The 17,293-nt window shown below is 69.0% G+C and carries 18 protein-coding genes, 1 pseudogene and 2 riboswitches; of the genes and pseudogenes, 13 read left to right on the plus strand and 6 right to left on the minus strand.

The window, feature by feature from the left end:
* The coding region (locus AB0I53_RS14755) for a DUF222 domain-containing protein (protein WP_358601944.1) at nucleotides 1-1,080 on the plus strand (1,080 nt) is incomplete at its 5' end.
* Between the two features lie 150 nt (nucleotides 1,081-1,230).
* Here AB0I53_RS14755 and AB0I53_RS14760 read toward each other — a convergent pair.
* A complete protein-coding gene (locus tag AB0I53_RS14760; protein ID WP_358601947.1) occupies nucleotides 1,231-1,545 on the minus strand; it encodes a bifunctional 3-phenylpropionate/cinnamic acid dioxygenase ferredoxin subunit in 315 nt (104 codons plus the stop codon).
* A 282-nt stretch (nucleotides 1,546-1,827) separates the two neighbouring features.
* Here AB0I53_RS14760 and AB0I53_RS14765 point away from each other — a divergent pair.
* Nucleotides 1,828-1,896: pseudogene (locus tag AB0I53_RS14765) on the plus strand (hypothetical protein); the annotation flags it as partial.
* Between the two features lie 191 nt (nucleotides 1,897-2,087).
* Here AB0I53_RS14765 and AB0I53_RS14770 read toward each other — a convergent pair.
* Complete coding sequence (locus AB0I53_RS14770) at nucleotides 2,088-2,741, minus strand: DedA family protein (protein ID WP_358601949.1); 654 nt, start codon at nucleotides 2,739-2,741, stop codon at nucleotides 2,088-2,090.
* A gap of 122 nt (nucleotides 2,742-2,863) precedes the next feature.
* Between AB0I53_RS14770 and AB0I53_RS14775 the strand changes: the two genes are divergently transcribed.
* Nucleotides 2,864-4,015: a histidine kinase gene (locus AB0I53_RS14775; protein WP_358601952.1), complete on the plus strand. Its 1,152-nt coding sequence runs from the start codon at nucleotides 2,864-2,866 to the stop codon at nucleotides 4,013-4,015.
* The gene (locus AB0I53_RS14780) at nucleotides 4,006-4,647 is read left to right on the plus strand and encodes a response regulator transcription factor (protein ID WP_358601955.1); all 642 of its coding nucleotides are present in this window, start codon (nucleotides 4,006-4,008) and stop codon (nucleotides 4,645-4,647) included. Before AB0I53_RS14775 ends, AB0I53_RS14780 begins: the two co-directional genes overlap by 10 nt.
* Nucleotides 4,648-4,658: 11 nt before the next feature.
* On the opposite strand, the gene AB0I53_RS14785 is transcribed toward AB0I53_RS14780, so the two are convergent.
* The 4 genes from AB0I53_RS14785 to AB0I53_RS14800 all read right to left on the minus strand — a co-directional run bounded on the left by AB0I53_RS14785 (nucleotide 4,659) and on the right by AB0I53_RS14800 (nucleotide 9,680).
* Nucleotides 4,659-6,041: an amino acid permease gene (locus tag AB0I53_RS14785; RefSeq protein ID WP_358601958.1), complete on the minus strand. Its 1,383-nt coding sequence runs from the start codon at nucleotides 6,039-6,041 to the stop codon at nucleotides 4,659-4,661.
* A gap of 201 nt (nucleotides 6,042-6,242) precedes the next feature.
* Nucleotides 6,243-7,523, minus strand: a complete 1,281-nt coding sequence (glyA, locus tag AB0I53_RS14790; RefSeq protein ID WP_358601961.1) for a serine hydroxymethyltransferase — start codon at nucleotides 7,521-7,523, stop codon at nucleotides 6,243-6,245.
* 25 nt (nucleotides 7,524-7,548) lie between these two features.
* The gene (gcvT, locus tag AB0I53_RS14795) at nucleotides 7,549-8,652 is read right to left on the minus strand and encodes a glycine cleavage system aminomethyltransferase GcvT (protein ID WP_358601964.1); all 1,104 of its coding nucleotides are present in this window, start codon (nucleotides 8,650-8,652) and stop codon (nucleotides 7,549-7,551) included.
* 115 nt (nucleotides 8,653-8,767) lie between these two features.
* Nucleotides 8,768-8,866: riboswitch (glycine riboswitch) on the minus strand.
* Nucleotides 8,867-8,966, minus strand: a riboswitch (glycine riboswitch).
* Nucleotides 8,967-9,053: 87 nt separating this feature from the next.
* On the minus strand, nucleotides 9,054-9,680 hold the full coding sequence (locus AB0I53_RS14800; protein WP_358601967.1) for a TetR/AcrR family transcriptional regulator: 627 nt from the start codon (nucleotides 9,678-9,680) through the stop codon (nucleotides 9,054-9,056).
* Nucleotides 9,681-9,781: 101 nt separating this feature from the next.
* On the opposite strand from AB0I53_RS14800, the gene AB0I53_RS14805 reads away from it, so the two are divergent.
* The 9 genes from AB0I53_RS14805 (at nucleotide 9,782) to AB0I53_RS14845 (ending at nucleotide 17,293) form a co-directional block, all read left to right on the plus strand.
* On the plus strand, nucleotides 9,782-10,960 hold the full coding sequence (locus AB0I53_RS14805) for an acyl-CoA dehydrogenase family protein (protein WP_358601969.1): 1,179 nt from the start codon (nucleotides 9,782-9,784) through the stop codon (nucleotides 10,958-10,960).
* A 300-nt stretch (nucleotides 10,961-11,260) separates the two neighbouring features.
* The gene (locus tag AB0I53_RS14810; RefSeq protein ID WP_358601972.1) at nucleotides 11,261-11,416 is read left to right on the plus strand and encodes a hypothetical protein; all 156 of its coding nucleotides are present in this window, start codon (nucleotides 11,261-11,263) and stop codon (nucleotides 11,414-11,416) included.
* Between the two features lie 73 nt (nucleotides 11,417-11,489).
* Nucleotides 11,490-11,687 (plus strand): hypothetical protein, encoded by a 198-nt coding sequence (locus tag AB0I53_RS14815; protein WP_358601975.1) that lies wholly within the window; start codon nucleotides 11,490-11,492, stop codon nucleotides 11,685-11,687.
* 92 nt (nucleotides 11,688-11,779) lie between these two features.
* Nucleotides 11,780-12,079 (plus strand): YbaB/EbfC family nucleoid-associated protein, encoded by a 300-nt coding sequence (locus AB0I53_RS14820; protein ID WP_358601978.1) that lies wholly within the window; start codon nucleotides 11,780-11,782, stop codon nucleotides 12,077-12,079.
* A gap of 86 nt (nucleotides 12,080-12,165) precedes the next feature.
* Nucleotides 12,166-13,368, plus strand: coding sequence for a Tm-1-like ATP-binding domain-containing protein (locus AB0I53_RS14825; RefSeq protein WP_358601981.1), 1,203 nt, complete (start codon nucleotides 12,166-12,168; stop codon nucleotides 13,366-13,368).
* 8 nt (nucleotides 13,369-13,376) lie between these two features.
* Nucleotides 13,377-14,207: a phosphoenolpyruvate hydrolase family protein gene (locus AB0I53_RS14830; RefSeq protein ID WP_358601984.1), complete on the plus strand. Its 831-nt coding sequence runs from the start codon at nucleotides 13,377-13,379 to the stop codon at nucleotides 14,205-14,207.
* Between the two features lie 226 nt (nucleotides 14,208-14,433).
* The gene (locus AB0I53_RS14835) at nucleotides 14,434-14,871 is read left to right on the plus strand and encodes an SRPBCC family protein (RefSeq protein ID WP_358601987.1); all 438 of its coding nucleotides are present in this window, start codon (nucleotides 14,434-14,436) and stop codon (nucleotides 14,869-14,871) included.
* Between the two features lie 50 nt (nucleotides 14,872-14,921).
* The gene (locus tag AB0I53_RS14840) at nucleotides 14,922-15,875 is read left to right on the plus strand and encodes an NAD-dependent epimerase/dehydratase family protein (RefSeq protein ID WP_358601990.1); all 954 of its coding nucleotides are present in this window, start codon (nucleotides 14,922-14,924) and stop codon (nucleotides 15,873-15,875) included.
* Nucleotides 15,872-17,293 (plus strand): phospholipid carrier-dependent glycosyltransferase, encoded by a 1,422-nt coding sequence (locus tag AB0I53_RS14845; RefSeq protein ID WP_358601992.1) that lies wholly within the window; start codon nucleotides 15,872-15,874, stop codon nucleotides 17,291-17,293. Before AB0I53_RS14840 ends, AB0I53_RS14845 begins: the two co-directional genes overlap by 4 nt.

Raw genomic sequence — 17,293 nt, forward strand, 5'->3', positions numbered from 1 at the left:
ACTGTTGAGGACCGGCACACCCTGCACGGCGAGCTCATGCCCGCCGACCTGCCTCACACCGCTGCCGCTTTGTCCGAGGGTGCGATCGGGCTGGAGCACGCACGCGTCATCGTCAACGGTGTTCGCCGGTTGCCCGAATACGCCCGCTGCCACCAAGTCAGCGAGGTCGAAGCGACTCTCGCGGGGTATGCGCGCACGATGTCACCGCGCGAGCTGGAGAAACTCGCCGAACGCATCCGCTACCTCCTCGACCAAGACGGAGCCTACAACGACGAAGAAACCCAACACGAAGCACGAGAACTCCACTACGCGACCACCCGGGACGGCATGACCATCATCAAAGCCCGCCTCGACCGGGAAACCGGCGCGAAGTTCGCCGCGTTGATCGAGCCCCTCGCCGCACCCCGCCCCGAGATCGACGGGGAGAAAGACCCGCGCACCGTCGGACAGCGGAATGCCGACGGATTCTCCGCGTTGCTGGATTTGACGTTGGATCACGACGGGATGCCGCGCACGGGTGGGCAGCGACCGCAGATGACCATCGCCATCGACTTCGACGACCTGAAGCGGAACTTGGGGTTCGTCGACGAGTACGGTATGCCTGGCACGTTGAACACCGAACGCGCCATCACCGCACAGAACGCCCGCCGCATCGCCTGCGACGCCGAAATCCTCCCGATGGTGCTTGGCGGTGACAGTCTTCCGCTGGATGTCGGCAGGGCTAAGCGAACCGCGCCCACGCACATTCGAGTCGCGTTGCTTCGACGTGATGGCGTGTGTGCCTTCCCCGGATGCGACCGACCTCCGGGAACTCCGGAAGCACACCACGTCCAACACTGGGTCGACGGCGGCGCAACCGACCTGGACAACATGGTCATGCTCTGCGGACACCACCACCGCACGCTTCACAACCAAAGATGGGACATCGCCATGCGTGACGGGCGGCCCGAGTTCATCCCACCGCCCACAGTGGACCTCAAACGAACACCCAGACCAGGCGACACAGCACTACCCGCCCGGCACCGCGAACACCTCCGGGAGCTCATTCCCGCACCACGGGGCCCGGCGGGCGATTCGTGACGCCCGAATGCGGTGGAGTCGGCTTGTAGTCAGTCGACCGGTGTTGTGGGCTTTGCGGTTAGTTGTCTGCGGTGCTTGGTGAACAGCTTCGGGTTGTTCATCGCGCCGCTCGCCAGCCGGCCAGGGACGCTCCGACGATCGCGACCGTCCTCATGCGACCTCTTGCGCTTCGGTCTCGACGTAGACCATTCCCTCCGCGACCTGCACCGGATAGGTCCGCACCGGGCGCTTCGCCGGTAGCCCGCACGGCAGGCCGGTGCGCAGGTCGAACGCCGCCGCGTGCAGCGGGCACTCGACCCGGCAGTCCTCCACCCAGCCCTCCGACAGCGAGGCGTCCTGGTGGGTGCAGGTGTCGTCGATGGCGTAGAGATCGCCTTCCACGTTGAACACCGCGATCGGGACGTGCGCCTCGATGCGGACGGACTCGCCGGGCGGCAGATCGGACATTTGGCAGGCTTCGAACATTTGGACCTCCGTTGCGCTATCCAGAACACGGAGTGCGATGCGCAACAATGTGCGGCTTTGATCCAGGCTGCGTCAAGGGGTTCGGTCGACACATCGTGTGCGGCCTCCATTCGTGTTACACGGCCGAAAAACCTGCCTCGCGCTCTTGACGGCCCCCGGCGCCAGCGGCGACGGTGTTGCTCTCAACGAAACTCGGCGCGCATAGCGGAACAAAATCCCCTGCTGCTTCTGGAGCCGGGGCGCCCGTGCCACCGGCGTCGATGCACCCACTCAGGAGGCCTCATGGGCAACCAACCCCGCGTGGTCGTCATCGGAGCCGGAATCGTCGGCTGCTCCATCGCCGACGAGCTCACCGAACGCGGCTGGGCCGACGTCACCGTCCTCGCCGCTGACCAGCACCGACTTCTCGCACGAGGGCTTCGGCTTCTTCAAGAACACGGCGATGAGCTCCCGCGCCTACGCCGACGGCGGCGTCCTGATGCTCTCGGAACACCACATCGGCGAGTTCCACGAGTGGCTGCGCGCCGAGCTGGAATCCTGAATCACGCCCGGGCCTTGCGCATCCGGACGATCCGCGCGGCCACGAACCAGACGACCGCGACGACCACCGCGACGATGACGACCTTCTGGAAGATCCCCACGTACGACTCGACGATCCACCAGCTCTGCCCGAGCAGGTAGCCGGCGAGCACCAGCGCGGTGTTCCAGATCAGGCTGCCGAGCGCGGTCAGCACCAGGAAGGCCGGCATCGGCATCCGCTTCACCCCGGCGGGCAGCGAGATGAAGCTGCGGAAGATCGGCACCATCCGGCCCAGGAACACCGCCTTCGTCCCGTGCCTGGCGAACCACGCCTCGGTCCGGTCCACATCGGACACCTTGACCAGCGGCAGCTTCGCCGCGATCGTTCGGGTGCGGTCGCGGCCCAGCCACGCGCCGAGGTAGTACAGCACGACCGCGCCGACCAGCGAACCGAGCGTGGTCCACAGGATCGCGCCGGGCAGGCTCATCGTGCCCCGGCTCGCGGCGAACCCGGCCAGCGGCAGGATCACCTCGCTGGGGATGGGCGGGAACAGGTTCTCCAGTGCCACCGCCAGCCCCGCGCCGGGGCCGCCGATGGTTTCCATGAGCCCCGTGATCCAGCCGATCAGGCCGTCGGTCTGGGCTGCTGCATCACCGGGCTGCGCGAGGAAGTTCATGATCCGAACGCTAGAAATCCGCAGCGCCGTGCGGAATGCGGATTCCCGCCGACTTCCCTGGGGCGATCCGCACTGGGCGGGTGTGGAAAACCGCAGGTTGTCGCCGTGGTTAGGCTCGGATCATGCGTCGATGGCTGCGAGTGCTCCTCGGTGTCGTGCTCGGTGCCTGCACGGCGCTGGTGGAACTTGTCTTCGTGCTGTCGGCGGGTCTGGCGCTGACCGGGGTGCTGATCCTTCCCCGGCTGAGACCGCGAGTCGCCTCGCTGTCGTTCGCCGGGGCGCAGGCGCTGACCGAGCTCGAACGTCGGCGGTTGGCGAAGTACCTGGACAGCAGCCATGCGGGTCGACCCGACGGCGCTCGGGCGCTGCGGTATCTGGCGGTTCGCTGCGCGGCCGGGCTGCTCGGTGGGATCGTGCTGTTCCTGATCGTCTACGGCGCGGTCGGCGTGCCGGTCGAACTCCGCGACCTGTGGGTCTCCACGAATCCGCTGGAAGGCCGCACCGCCATCGAGAAGTTCTGGCTCACGGTCTACCTGGTGGTCTTCTGCTCGGTGCTCGGGTTTCTGGCGTTGACCGGGCTCGCGGGCGTCGCGGTCATGGATCGCGCGCTCGGCGGGCGCTTCCTGGAGCCGGACCGTGCCGAACAGCTCCGGCAACGGGTGGAACAGCTTTCCACCACGCGCTCCGATGTGGTCGCCGCGATCCACGAGGAGCGCCGCCGCATCGAACGCGACCTGCACGACGGCGTGCAGCAGCGGCTGGTGGCGCTGGGCATGCTGATCGGCCGGGCCCGGCGCGCCGGCGACGGCGACCGGGCCGCCGGGCTGCTGCGCCAGGCGCACGAGGAATCCCAGGAAATACTCAGGGATTTCCGCGATGTCGCGTGGCGGGTGTACCCGGCCGCGCTGGACGCCGGGGGCCTGCAACCGGCCTTGGCGGCGCTGGTGGAGCGCGCCGGGATGCCGGTCGAGCTGCAGTACGACGTGGCGCAGCGGCCGGCGGTGGAGGTCGAGGCCGTGGCGTACTTCGTGGTTTCGGAGGCCGTGACGAACGCGGCCAAGCACTCGGGCGCGGGTATCGTCACCGTCCGGGTGGATCGGGAAGCGGGGTGGCTGGTGGTTCGAGTGGACGACGACGGCGCCGGAGGCGCATCGGTGCGCGGCGCCGGGCTTTCCGGCCTGGCCCGGCGCGTCGCGGCGCTGGACGGGAAGTTCACAGTGGACAGTCCCGTCGGTGGCCCGACGATCATCATCGCGGAGCTGCCGTGCGGGTGATCCTGGCCGACGATTCAACCCTGCTGCGGGAAGGCCTGGTGCGCCTGCTGGCAGAGGAGGGGCACGACGTGGTGGCCGCGGTCGGCGACGCGCCGAGCCTGCTCGCGGAGGTGGCGGCGCGGAAGCCGGACGTGGCCGTCGTCGACGTCCGCATGCCGCCCACGCACACCGACGACGGCCTGCGCGCCGCGCTGGAGATCCGGCGCCGGTTCCCCGACGTCGGTGTGCTGGTGCTCTCGCAGTACGTGGAGAAGCGCTACGCGGTCGAGCTGCTCACCGGCGACACCGCGCGCGTTGGCTATCTCCTCAAGGACCGGGTGGTGCAGGTCGACGAGTTCCTCGACGCCCTCCAGCGGGTGGCAGACGGGGGAGTGGCGTTCGACCCGGAGGTGGTGCGGCGCCTGCTGTCCGGCAGCGACCGCGATCCGCAGTCACTGCTGACGCCCCGCGAACGCGACGTCCTCGAACAGATGGCCCAGGGCCGCACCAACGCGGGCATCGCCGCCCACCTGCACATCTCGCAGAGCGCGGTGGAGAAGCACGCGAACGCGATCTTCGACAAGCTCGACCTCGCCCGCGCCACCGGCTACAGCCGCCGGGTCCTCGCCGTCCTGCACTACCTGGAATCCTGATCAGGCGATGTTCACCTGTTCACGGATTCCTGCTGCGGCTGCTTGTTGCGCACGGCGAGGTAGCCGATCACCATTGCGATCGCGAGCACGGGCGTGATGTACAGCGCGATCCGGGTTTCCGCGTCGAAGGCCAGCAGCACCACGACGAACGCGAGGAAGGCCAGCACCACGTAGTTCGAGTAGGGCGCGAACGGCATCCGGAACGGCCCGGCCGGGAGTTCGCCGCGGGCGACCTTGCGCCGGTAGACCAGGTGCGCGATCACGATCATGCCCCAGGTGAAGATGGCACCGGCGGTGCTGGCACTGGTGATGTAGGTGAACGCCTGCTCCGGCACGAAGTAGTTGAGCACCACGCCGATCAGCATCGCGCAGAACGTGATCCCGATGGCCCGCGCGGGCACCGCCCGGCCGCTGAGCCGTCCCACCGAGCGCGGCGCCTGGCGGTCCTCCGACAGGGTGCGCAGCATTCGCGCGGTGGAGTAGATGCCGCTGTTGCAGGACGACAGCGCGGCGGTGGTGACCACGAAGTTGATCACACCGGCGGCGGCCGGGATGCCGATCAGGGTGAAGGCGTGCACGAACGGGCTGCCACTGGTCGGGAACTGCGTCCACGGGACCAGCGCGGTCAATGCGATCAGCGCGCCGACGTAGAAGATCAGGATCCGCCACATCACCGAGTTGATCGCCCGGGGCAGGACCTTCTGCGGGTTCTTGCTCTCGCTGGCGGTCTGGCCGACCATCTCCACGCCAACGAAGGCGAACATGACGATCTGGAACGCCAGCAGCGACGACGCCGCGCCGTTGGGGAACAGCCCGCCGTGGGACCAGATGTTGCTCAGCGAGGCGGTGTCGCCGAGGTCGCTGAAGCCGAACACCAGGATCGCGGCGGCGAGCACGATCAGGCCGATGATGGCCAGCACCTTGATCAGGGCGAACCAGAACTCGAACTCACCGAAGAGCTTGACCGCGATCAGGTTCACGCCGGAGAGCACGATCAGCGCTCCCAGGGCGGGAATCCACTGCGGGACGGTGGGGAACCAGAACTGGAAGTACTTGCCGACCGCGGTGATCTCGGCCATGCCGGTGACGATCCAGACCAGCCAGTACCCCCAGCCCACCGCGAACTTCGCCCACGGGCCGACGAATTCGCCCGCGTACTCCGCGAACGATCCGCTCACCGGGCGGTACATCAGCAGCTCGCCGAGCGCGCGCATCACGAAGAAGATCATCAACCCGGCGATCGCGTAGATCAGGATCAGGCCGGGGCCGACCTGGTGCAGCGCCTTGCCGGAACCGAGGAACAGCCCGACCCCGATCGCCCCGCCGATCGCGATCATGTTGATGTGCCGGGTACTCAGATCCTTCCGGTACTCCTCGGCCACTGGTTGGCTCATCGAAGTGGACTCCTTAATCGCCAGCGTGTTTCGCTGAAGCTGCGCAGATAATCCGGCATCCGGCCGGTGCTGGCAAGCGATTCGACGCAGTTGAAATCGAGCCTTTTCCCAGTTCCAACATTGTCCACATAGGACACAAAACGTGAAACGCCGCATTTCGGTCAATGCGGACCGAAATGCGGCGTTCCAGCGGATCACATATCAGAGGTTCGGGTACAGCGGGTGCTTGGCGGCCAGGGCCTCCACCCGCTCGCGGAGCTTGGCGCTCGCCGCCTCGTCGAAGCCGGGCTTGAGGGCCTCGGCGATGATGTCGGCGACCTCGGTGAAGTCCTCCTTGCCGAAGCCGCGGGTGGCCAGCGCCGGGGTGCCGATGCGCAGCCCGGAGGTCACCATCGGCGGCCGCGGGTCGTTGGGCACCGCGTTGCGGTTGACCGTGATGCCGATCTCGTGGAGCCGGTCCTCGGCCTGCTTGCCGTCGAGCTCGGAGTCCCGCAGGTCCACCAGCACCAGGTGCACGTCGGTGCCGCCGGAGACCAGCTGCACGCCGGCCTTGGCGGCGTCGTCGGCGAGCAGCCGCTCGGCCAGGATCTGCGCGCCCTCCACGGTGCGGCGCTGCCGGTCGGCGAACTCCGGCGACGCGGCGACCTTGAACGACACCGCCTTGCCGGCGATCACGTGCTCCAGCGGCCCGCCCTGCTGGCCCGGGAACACCGCCGAGTTGAACTTCTTCGCGAACTCCGTGTCCGCCGACAGGATCACGCCACCACGCGGACCGCCGAGCGTCTTGTGCGTGGTGGTGGTGACGACGTGGGCGTGCGGCACCGGGCTCGGGTGCAGTCCGGCGGCCACCAGGCCGGCGAAGTGCGCCATGTCGACCATCAGGTAGGCGCCGACCTCGTCGGCGATCTCCCGGAACCGCTTGAAGTCCAGCTGCCGCGGGTACGCCGACCAACCGGCGATGATCAGCTGCGGCTTGGACTCCCGCGCGAGCTTGGCGACCTCGTCCATGTCGACGCGGTGGTCGTCCTCGCGCACGTGGTAGGGCACCACGTTGTAGAGCTTGCCGGAGAAGTTGATCCGCATGCCGTGGGTCAGGTGACCGCCGTGCGCCAGGTCCAGGCCCATGATCGTGTCGCCCGGCTTGAGCAGCGCGAACATCGCCGCCGCGTTGGCCTGCGCGCCGGAGTGCGGCTGCACGTTGGCGAAGGACGCCCCGAAGAGCTCCTTGACCCGGTCGATGGCCAGCTGCTCGACGACGTCGACGTGCTCGCAGCCGCCGTAGTAGCGGCGGCCCGGGTAGCCCTCGGCGTACTTGTTGGTCAGCACCGAGCCCTGCGCCTCAAGGACGGCCTGCGGTGCGAAGTTCTCCGAGGCGATCATCTCCAGCGTGGTCTGCTGGCGGTTGAGCTCGGCGTCGACCGCCGCCGCCACCTCGGGGTCCACCGCGGCCAGCTGGTCGTTGAACAGGTCCGGTGTCGACATGGTGTTGCCTCCTGTGTATTTCTCTTCAGGCATTGCGGCGGTAGAACGGCAGCTCGACGACCTGCACCGCGACGGCCTTGCCGCGGATGTCGACCTGCAGCTGCGTGCCGGGTTCGCTGTGGTCGCGGTCCACGTAGGCCATCCCGATCGGGTGGCCGAGCGTCGGGGACGGGGCGCCGCTGGTCACGACGCCGATCTCGGCGCCGTCGGCGTCCAGCACGCGGTAGCCGTGCCGGGGCGCCCGGCGCTGCTCGGTGCTCAACCCGACCAGCGTGCGCTCGGTGGGCTTCTCCGCCGCGGCGGCCAGCGCGTCCTTGCCGACGAAGTCGCCGGCCTTGTCCAGCTTGACCACCCGGCCGAGGTTGGCTTGGAAGGGCGTGAGCTCGGCGGACAGCTCGTTGCCGTACAGCGGCATGCCGGCCTCCAGCCGCAGCGTGTCGCGGCAGGACAACCCGGCGGGCTGCAGGCCGTGCGAAGCACCGGACTCGGTCAGCGCCTGCCAGACCGCCTCGGCGTCGCCGGGCGCGGTGAACAGCTCGAAGCCGTCCTCGCCGGTGTAACCGGTGCGCGCCAGCAGCACGTCCTTGCCCGCGACCCGGCTGCGGTAGCCCGCGTAGTACTTGACCTCGGCGAGGTCGGTGTCGGTCAGCGGCGCGAGGATGGCGACCGCGTTCGGGCCCTGCACCGCGATCAGCGCGTAGTCGTCGGAGACGTCCCGATGCTCGGCGTCGAAGCCGCCGATGCGCTCGGCCAGCTCGGCGGAGACCACGGCGGCGTTCGCCGCGTTGGCCACCACCAGGAACTCCTGCTCGCCGAGCCGGTAGACGATCAGGTCGTCGAGCACGCCGCCGGTGGCGTTGCAGATCATCGTGTAGCGGGCGCGGCCGGGCTTGATCGCGGACGCGTTCGCGACCAGCGCGTAGTCCAGCGCCTCGGCGGCCTGCGGCCCGCTGATCCGGATCTCGCCCATGTGGGTCAGGTCGAACAGCCCGGCGCCGTTGCGCACCGCGTTGTGCTCGGCGGTGTCGCCCGAGTAGCGCAGTGGCATCCGCCAGCCGGCGAACTCGGTGAACGTCGCCCCTAGGGCTTCGTGCACGTGGTGCAAGGGCGTCTGTCGTGGCGACGACATGGTGAGACTCCTCCTGGTGGGCGCCGGTCGGCAGTCGAGGGCCGGTCAGCTCACTGAGTCCAACCTTATCGGGGGCACCTCGACCCCGACCTGCGCGGGCTTGCGCTGGTCGGGCGGTCTCCCCGGAGTCATTGGCCTGAGAGTTTCGCCGCCCCGAGGGACGGCTTGCACCGTGGGCGAGAAGCGCCTGCTTCTGCTTTTCTCCGTGTTCGCCTGGTGCCGTGCGGTGCCGGTGCCTGAGAGTTTGCTGGGGAGAATTGCTCCTTCGGCGCTCCAGTCCCGGACCGGGCCGGAGTCTCTCCCGCACGACGTCGTAGGCGCGGTATTCGGTTGTGCGAAGAGGACGCTACGAACCGGCGTGACCCACGTCAACCGGGAGGGTGAGTGATCTCGGGCGGGCGTCAGGCGGTGAGCTCGCGGTACTGCTTCTCCAAGCCGTCGACGAGGGCCGCCAGGGCCAGCTCGAAGCTGTCGGCGTCGATCTCCGCCGCGTGCTCGCGGAGCAGGTGGGCCTTGTTCAGGTGCGGGAAGCGGTCGCCGTAGAGCGCCGCGTCATCCGGGAATCCGCCGCTGAAGGAGCCCATCGCCGAGCCCACCACCAGGTACTTCGTCGAGGCGCCGATCATCGTGGCGTAGCGCTGCGGCCAGCCGGCCCGGGTCAGGCCGCCGTGCACCGCGTCCGCCCTGCGCAGCGCGTTCTCCCGGCGGGCCGGGCCGTAGGCCAGGAACGGGACCAGGTTCGGGTGGGCGATCAGGGCGGCCCGGTAGGAGCGCGCCCAGGTGCGCAGGCCGGTCGTCCAGTCCGTTTCGAAGCCCGAGACGTCCACCGCGGTCATCACGTCGTCGGCGATCTCGTGCAGCAGCTCGTCCTTGGTCGACACGTGGTTGTACAGCGACGCCGCGCGGACGCCGAGTCGTTCGGCCAGCCGCCGCATGGACAGCGCTTCGAGGCCGTCGGCGTCGATGATCTCCAGCCCGATCCGCTGGATGCGTTCCGGCGACAGCCGGGGGATGGTCGGTCTGGGCACGTCTTCTCCTCGTCGGATCCCTTGCGGCGGTCGCCGAGACCGTCTTAGGCTGCCACAAAACTAACGTCGTTAGTTAGCTGGCCGCAGGAAAGGATCCGGCGATGGTCGACTTCTCGCTGTCCGACACAGAACGCGACATCCGCGACTGGGTGCGCAACTTCGTCCAGCGCGAACTGGTGCCGCTGGAACCGGAGGTGCTGCGCCGCGAGCGGGCCGGGGAGCGCGGTTTGACCAAGGACGAGCAGCGGGAACTGCAGGACAAGGCGAAGCAGGCCGGGTTCTGGGGCGTGCAGACGCCCGAGGAGTACGGCGGCATGGGCCTGTCGGCGGTGATGACGGCGCTCATCGAGGTCGAGCTCGGCCGCACCTTCGTGCCGTTCCGCTTCGGCGGCTACGCCGACAACATCCTCTACTACGCCAACGCCGACCAGAAGGAGCGCTACCTGCTCCCGACGATCGAGGGCACCCGCAAGTCCTGCTTCGCGATCACCGAGCCCGGCGCCGGCTCGGACGCCAAGAACCTGCGCACCACCGCCGTCAAGGACGGCGACGAGTGGGTCATCAACGGCGAGAAGACCTTCATCACCGGCGGCATCGACGCCGACTTCGTGATGGTCTTCGCCGTGACCGACCGGGAGAAGGGCGCCAACGGCGGCGTCACCTGCTTCCTGGCCGACCGCGACGCGGGCTGGAAGTCCGAGCCGATCGACATCATGGGCCCGTGGGAGCGGCAGCCCGCCGCGCTGGTGTTCGACAACGTGCGGGTCCCGGAGCGCAACGTGCTCGGCGAGGTCGGCCACGGCTTCAAGCTCGCCATGCAGTGGATCGGCCGCGGCCGCTACCTGCTGCCCGCGCACGCCCTCGGCGCCTGCGAGCGGCTCGTCGAGATGGGCATGGAATACGCCAAGACCCGCGAGACCTTTGGCAAGCCGATCGCCGAGCGCCAGGCCATCCAGTGGATGATCGCCGACTCCGCGGTGGAGATCGAGGCGCTGCGCTGGCTCGTGCTGCAGGCGGCCTGGCAGGTCGACCAGGGCATGGACTCCCGACACGCGCAGTCGGTGGCCAAGCTCTTCGGCGCCACCCACGCCAACGAGATCGTGGACCGGGTGCTGCAGATGCACGGCGGCATGGGCTACACCAAGGAGCTGCCGGTCGAGCGCTGGTACCGCGACCTGCGGCTGCTGCGCATCTTCGAGGGCACCGACGAGATCCAGCGCCGCACCGTGGCCCGGAACCTGCTGAAGGGCCACGCGTCGATCGGCGGCGTCCTCGGCTGACTACAGTTTCCAGGCTCGTCCTGCTTAGCGGTGCGGGTGGCGGAACCTCAGAGGCCTTCTCGACTCCGGGATCCCCGACTTATGTATGTCCAATACGCGGCGTCGGGGCTGTCCTCGCGAGAAGACCTCTGAGAACCCGCGGCGGTGCAGGCTGCGAGGGTGGGCTAAGCGGCTTCGCCGCTTGTCTGACGCAACGTGCGGTTGCGTCGATCAGACTTTGCAGCTGGTGCTCGGCTGATTCGTGACCGAATTGTCGGTAGCCTGGTGGTGGCCGTAACTGTCGAACCGCCGGGAGCGACGATGTCTCTGTTCAAGAAGGTCGCCGATTTCGCCAGCAGCCAGCAGGGCCGCAAGGTGATCGACCAGGCCAAGAAGTACGCCTCCGACCCGAAGAACAAGGAGAAGATCGACCAGGTCAAGAACAAGTTCTTCGGCAAGGACGGCAAGAGCCACTGACCGATTGCCCTGACGACAGCCCCCGGTGTCCGCACCGGGGGCTGTTTCATCGGACTCGCTACTGTGTGTAGGCATGGGGCTGACCTTGCGGCTCAATGGCGACGACAACGCGAAGCTCCGTGAAACTGCCGAACGAGAGAGCCGCTCGATGCACGAGATCGTGGTGACAGCGCTGCGCGAGTACTTCGCTCGTCACGATGAGTATCGGGCGAAAAAGGTGCGCCGGTTTCTCGCGGAGGACGCTGAGCTTCTGGAGTTGCTGACCCTGTGACCCTTTGCCTCTCGTAGATCGAGTCGAAGCGTGTTGCGGTGCATGGGTCTTGTGAGATGGTCGTGGAGGGTTCGGACTTGGGAGGGCACGTGATGGCGGACGACGTCCGTGGCGAGGGCAGTGCTGCCGGGGGCGCGGTGCGGGTGACCGTCGGTGCCGACGGGAAGGTCGACGAGCTGCACCTGGAGCCGCGGCTGCTGGGCAGCGGGGTCGCGGCCATCGCGGCCGCCGTTCGGGAGGCGGTCAACGCCGCTCTCGACGACGCCGCCGGAAAGCCCGACCACGCGATGCAGGCGTTCGAGACGGAGCTGGACAAGCTCAGCGACGGGTTCGAGCGGGCGATCGAGAAGGTCACCAGGAACCTGGCCGAGGCGCAGAAGCGGCTGGAGTAGTAGTCGCCTGATCTGCCGACTGTGTGAGGGCGGCGCCGCCAGTAGAGTTTCGCGGGGTTGACTCGATTCCGAGCCGCGGAGGGCCAATGGGTAGCGCCTACGTCGTCGGGACCTTCGACACCAAGGGTGCTGAGCTGCGCTACGTCGCCGGGCTGATCGCCGGCGGGCATCCCGTGGTCACCGTGGACTTGTCCACCACCGGCGGGAACTCCGACGCCGACGTGTCGGCCGCCGACGTGGCCGCGCACCACCCGGGCGGGGCCGGTGCGGTGTTCACCAGCGATCGGGGCTCGGCCGTCACCGCGATGGCCCTGGCGTTCGAGCGGTTCCTGGCCGCGCGGGACGTCGCCGGGATCATCGGGCTCGGTGGTTCGGGCGGCACGGCGCTGATCACGCCCGCGATGCGCGCGTTGCCGGTCGGGGTGCCCAAGGTCATGGTGTCCACAGTGGCCTCCGGCGACGTTTCGGCCTATGTGGACGCCACCGACATCGCGATGTTCCCGTCGGTCACCGATGTCGCCGGGCTGAACCGGATTTCCCGCCAGGTGCTGGGAAACGCCGCGCACGCGCTGCTGGGCGCGGTGACGCGCCCGGTGCCCGCGGTCGAGGACAAGCCCGCCGTCGCGCTGTCGATGTTCGGCGTCACCACGCCGTGCGTGACGGCGGTGGCCGAGCAGCTGGCCGCCGACTACGACCCGCTGGTGTTCCACGCGACCGGAACCGGCGGTCGCGCCATGGAGAAGCTCGTCGACGACGGCCTGGTGCGCGCCGTCGCGGACATCACCACCACCGAGGTGTGCGACCTGATCGCCGGCGGCGTGATGAGTGCGGGGGAGCAGCGGCTGGACGCCATCGCCCGCACCGGCGTGCCCTACGTCGGCTCGTGCGGTGCCCTCGACATGGTGAACTTCGGTGCCCTGGAAACGGTTCCGGAGCAGTACCGGGATCGCAACCTCTACGTGCACAATCCGCAGGTCACGCTGATGCGCACGTCCGCGGCGGAATGCCGGCGGATCGCCGAGTTCATCGCCGCCAAGCTCAACGCCTGCGACGGCCCGGTGCGGTTCCTGCTCCCGGTCGGCGGAGTGTCCATGTTGGACTCGCCGGGGCAGCCCTTCCACGATCCCGAGGCGGACGCGGTGCTCTTCGAGACGTTGGAGAGCCAGGTGCGGCAGACCGGCGATCGGCGGGTCGAGCGGGTGCCGCACAACGTCAACGATCCGGAGTTCGCCGCCGCGCTGGTCGCGGCGTTCCGGGAGGTCGCCGGATCTGCCGAGAGAACCAGGTAGGAGACACCATGAGCCGATTCGACCGGGCCGAACTGATGCGCCGGTTCCGCGCCAAGATCGAGCGCGGTGAGCCGATCGTCGGCGGCGGCGCGGGCACCGGCTTGTCCGCCAAGTGCGAGGAGGCCGGCGGGATCGACCTGATCGTCATCTACAACTCGGGCCGCTACCGGATGGCCGGGCGCGGCTCGCTGGCCGGGCTGCTGGCCTACGGCAACGCCAACGACATCGTCGTCGACATGGCCCGAGAGGTGCTGCCGGTGGTGCGGCACACCCCGGTGCTGGCCGGCGTCAACGGCACCGACCCGTTCATGCTGCGCGACCGGTTCCTCGGCGAGCTGCGCGACCTCGGGTTCGCCGGGATCCAGAACTTCCCGACCGTCGGGCTCATCGACGGCACCTTCCGGGCGAACCTGGAGGAGACCGGCATGGGCTACGGCCTGGAGGTCGAGCTCGTCGCCGCCGCGCGCGAGGCCGACCTGCTGACCACGCCGTACGTGTTCTCCAGCGCCGACGCGCGGGCGATGACCGAGGCGGGCGCGGACATCGTCGTGTGCCACCTGGGGCTGACGACCGGCGGCGCGATCGGCGCCGAGACCGCCAAGTCGCTGGACGACTGTGTGGCGTTGATCGACGAGTGGGCGCAGGCGGCGGCCGAGGTGCGCGACGACGTGCTGGTGCTCTGCCACGGCGGGCCGATCTCGACGCCGGAAGACGCCGCGTACGTGCTGTCCCGGACCAAGCGCTGCCACGGCTTCTACGGCGCGAGCAGCATGGAGCGGCTGCCGACCGAGCAAGCACTGACCGAGCAGACGAAAGCCTTCACACAATTGAGAAGATAGGAAGTAGTTGGCTTGCTTCGCGGTGCGGGTGGCGGCCCCCCTGCGGGAGTCACCGCGGTCTTCTCGCTGTGGGATCCCCGACATCATGAATGACCAATTCACCACGTCGGGGCTGTCCTCGCTGGAAGAACCCCGGAGGGGTGGGCACCGTGAACCCGCGGCGGTGCCGGTTGCGAGGGTGGGCTAAGCGGCTGCGCCGCTTACAAACAAGGACTGGGAGGAAACGGTGGCGAAGTCCTACACGAGCGCGGTGATCGAGGCGTCTGCCGAGCAGGTGTGGCAGGTGGTGCGCGACTTCAACGGCTTGCCGCAGTGGCACGCGGCGATCGAGCGCAGCGAGATCGAGGGCGGCGGCGCCGCGGACGCGGTGGGCTGCGTCCGGCACCTGACGCTCGCCGACGGCGGCGTGGTCCGGGAACGGCTGATGTCGATGGACGACGTCGAGCGCAGCTACACCTACGACTTCGTGGAAAGCCCGTTCCCGGTGCGCAGCTACCGCTCCACCATCCGGGTCGCGCCGATCACCGACACCGGGCACAGCTTCGTCGAGTGGTACTCGCACTGGGACGCCGACGCCGCCGACGAGGAGAAGATGGACAAGACCTTCGCGCACGGCGTTTACCGGACCGGGCTGAACGGGCTCCGGGAATTCCTGGCCGGGTAGTGGGAAGGGTGTGAACCGGGGCGAATTCGGCGGCGGTTAGAGTCGGGCGCGTGCCAAGCAGCGCCACTCCTTCCAATGCAGACACTGCCCAGGCCGATCGCGTCGTCGTCACCGGTGGCACCGGTTTCGTCGGCAGAGCCGTGGTTCGTGCCTTCCTGGAGCGCGGCACGCCGGTCACCACCGTCGGTCTCCAGGACCCGCCCGCCGAGTTGCGCAGCGACCTGCTGACCCACGTCGAGGGCGATCTGCGGGATCCGGCGGTGCGGGAGGCGGCGGTCCCGGCGGGCACGGCGGGAATCATCCACCTGGCCGCGATCACCTCGGTGCTGCGCTCGGTGGACCAGCCCGCCGAGACCTACGCCAGCAACGTCGCGGTCACCCAGGAACTCCTGGAACTGGCCCGGATTCGCGGCATCGGCCGCTTCGTGCTCGCCTCCACCAACGCGGTCGTCGGCGACATCGGCCGCGGCACGATCTCCGAGGCGCTGCCGCTGCGCCCGCTCACGCCCTACGGCGCCACCAAGGCGGCGTGCGAGATGCTGCTCTCCGGCTACGCCGGCGCGTACGGGCTGGCGACCTGCGCGCTGCGCTTCACCAACATCTACGGGCCCGGCATGGCGCACAAGGACAGCTTCATCCCGCGGCTGATGCGCGCGGCCGCGGCCGGCAGCGGCGTCGAGGTTTACGGCGACGGCTCGCAGTCGCGCGACTTCGTGCACGTCGACGACGTCGTGCAGGGCGTGCTCGCCGCGTGGGACAAGCAGTACACCGGCACCGTGGTCATCGGCTCGGGGCGCTCGATTTCGGTGCTGGAGCTCATCGAAGCGGTTCGCGCGGCCACCGGCGAAGACGTGCCGGTCACCCACGTGCCGGCCAAGAACGGCGAGATGCCCGCGGTGATCGTGGACGTGTCCAAGGCGCAGCGGGAACTCGGCTACCGCCCGAACGTCGAGCTCACCGAGGGTTTGCGCACCGTCTGGGCGGACTTCCGCGGGGCGCGATGAGCGCGGCGCTCGCGCGCGCCCTCCGCCGGCACTGGTTGCTGGCGCTGCTCCTGCTCGCCGGGCTGGCCCTGCGGATCGTCGTGCAGCTGGCCTACCGGCCCGCGCTGCTCTACATCGACTCGTTCCGCTACCTCGACGATGTCGGCGCGTTCTTCCCTGGCGGCATCAACCCGATCGGCTACGAGCTGTTCCTGTGGCCGCTGCTGGCGATCGGCGGCCTGACCTGCGTGGTGGCGGTGCAACACCTGCTCGGCCTCGGGCTCGGCATCGGGATTTACGCGCTGCTGCGGCGTTTCGGGGCCCGGACGTGGCTCGCGGCGCTGGCCGCCGCGCCCGTGCTGCTGGACGCCTACCAGCTGCAGATCGAACAGAACATCATGTCTGATCTGCTGTTCCAGGTGCTGCTGCTGGCCGCGATCTACGTGCTGACCTGGTGGGGTGCGCCCGGCCCGAGGCTCGCCGCGCTGGCCGGGATCGTTCTGGCCGCGGCGGTGATGGTGCGCGTCGTGGGCGTGACGCTGGTGGTTCCCGCCGCGGTGTTCGTGCTGCTGGCCACCGGTTGGCGGCCGCGGGAGGGCTGGCCGCGGCGGCTGATCGCCGCCGGCGCGCTCGTCGGCGGGTTCGCGGCCGGCGTGTTCGGCTACTCGCTGTACAACCTGACGTGGACGGGTTCGCTGGGCCTCGGCGGTTCCGGTGGCGGCGCGCTGTACGGCCGCGCCGCCGTCGTCGCCGAGTGCGAGAGCCTGGATCTGACGCCGCAGGAGAAGCTCGTCTGCCCGAACGAGCCGCTGGAATGCCGCGCCACCAACGGGATCGACTTCTACATCCACTTCTGGAACGTCCAGGAGAACGTCGTGAAGTTCCTGCCCGCGGACATGGACGTCGCCGCCGCGCAGGGCTCGTTCACCCGCAAGGTCCTGCTGCACCAGCCGCTGGACGTGCTCGGCGGGATGGCCGGCGACTTCCTCAAGGGATTCGCCCCGACCCGCACCCAAACCCCCGGCGACGTGCCGCTGGACCGCTGGCAGTTCCAGCCGGTCTACCCGATGTTCGCCCCCGACTGGTACGTCGCGGAGTGGGCGGAGCTGTACGGCGACGGCACGTTCTCGGTCGACCCGGCGCTGGCCGGATTCCTGCGCGCCTACCAGCTCGGTGGCGGCTACACGCCGGGCATCGTCCTGGGCGGCGCGCTGGTGATCGCTGCGCTCGCGGTGCTCGGCGTCGGCCGGGCCCGCGGCTCCGGGCTGCGCGCGGTGTGCCTGCTGCCTGCAGGGCTGGCGACCACCGTGCTGGGCACCGCCGCGGCGATGGAATTCTCCTGGCGCTACCAGTTGCCCGGCCTGATCCTGATCCCGCTCGCGGGTGCGCTCGGCGTGACCGCCCTGATCGCCCGACCCGAATCCCCGAAGGAGAGCTGA

The organism is Saccharopolyspora sp. NPDC050389, assembly GCF_040655595.1.
Lineage (GTDB): Bacteria > Actinomycetota > Actinomycetes > Mycobacteriales > Pseudonocardiaceae > Saccharopolyspora.

Bases quoted from the DNA above. Each gene is read 5' to 3' on its own strand.
- AB0I53_RS14770 (WP_358601949.1), bottom strand. From the start codon at position 2,741: ATGAACTTCCTCGCGCAGCCCGGTGATGCAGCAGCCCAGACCGACGGC.
- AB0I53_RS14785 (WP_358601958.1), bottom strand. From the start codon at position 6,041: ATGAGCCAACCAGTGGCCGAGGAGTACCGGAAGGATCTGAGTACCCGG.
- AB0I53_RS14820 (WP_358601978.1), top strand. From the start codon at position 11,780: ATGGCGGACGACGTCCGTGGCGAGGGCAGTGCTGCCGGGGGCGCGGTG.
- AB0I53_RS14760 (WP_358601947.1), bottom strand. From the start codon at position 1,545: ATGTTCGAAGCCTGCCAAATGTCCGATCTGCCGCCCGGCGAGTCCGTC.
- AB0I53_RS14830 (WP_358601984.1), top strand. From the start codon at position 13,377: ATGAGCCGATTCGACCGGGCCGAACTGATGCGCCGGTTCCGCGCCAAG.
- AB0I53_RS14815 (WP_358601975.1), top strand. From the start codon at position 11,490: ATGGGGCTGACCTTGCGGCTCAATGGCGACGACAACGCGAAGCTCCGT.
- AB0I53_RS14805 (WP_358601969.1), top strand. From the start codon at position 9,782: ATGGTCGACTTCTCGCTGTCCGACACAGAACGCGACATCCGCGACTGG.
- AB0I53_RS14845 (WP_358601992.1), top strand. From the start codon at position 15,872: ATGAGCGCGGCGCTCGCGCGCGCCCTCCGCCGGCACTGGTTGCTGGCG.
- gcvT (WP_358601964.1), bottom strand. From the start codon at position 8,652: ATGTCGTCGCCACGACAGACGCCCTTGCACCACGTGCACGAAGCCCTA.
- AB0I53_RS14775 (WP_358601952.1), top strand. From the start codon at position 2,864: ATGCGTCGATGGCTGCGAGTGCTCCTCGGTGTCGTGCTCGGTGCCTGC.
- AB0I53_RS14810 (WP_358601972.1), top strand. From the start codon at position 11,261: ATGTCTCTGTTCAAGAAGGTCGCCGATTTCGCCAGCAGCCAGCAGGGC.
- glyA (WP_358601961.1), bottom strand. From the start codon at position 7,523: ATGTCGACACCGGACCTGTTCAACGACCAGCTGGCCGCGGTGGACCCC.
- AB0I53_RS14825 (WP_358601981.1), top strand. From the start codon at position 12,166: ATGGGTAGCGCCTACGTCGTCGGGACCTTCGACACCAAGGGTGCTGAG.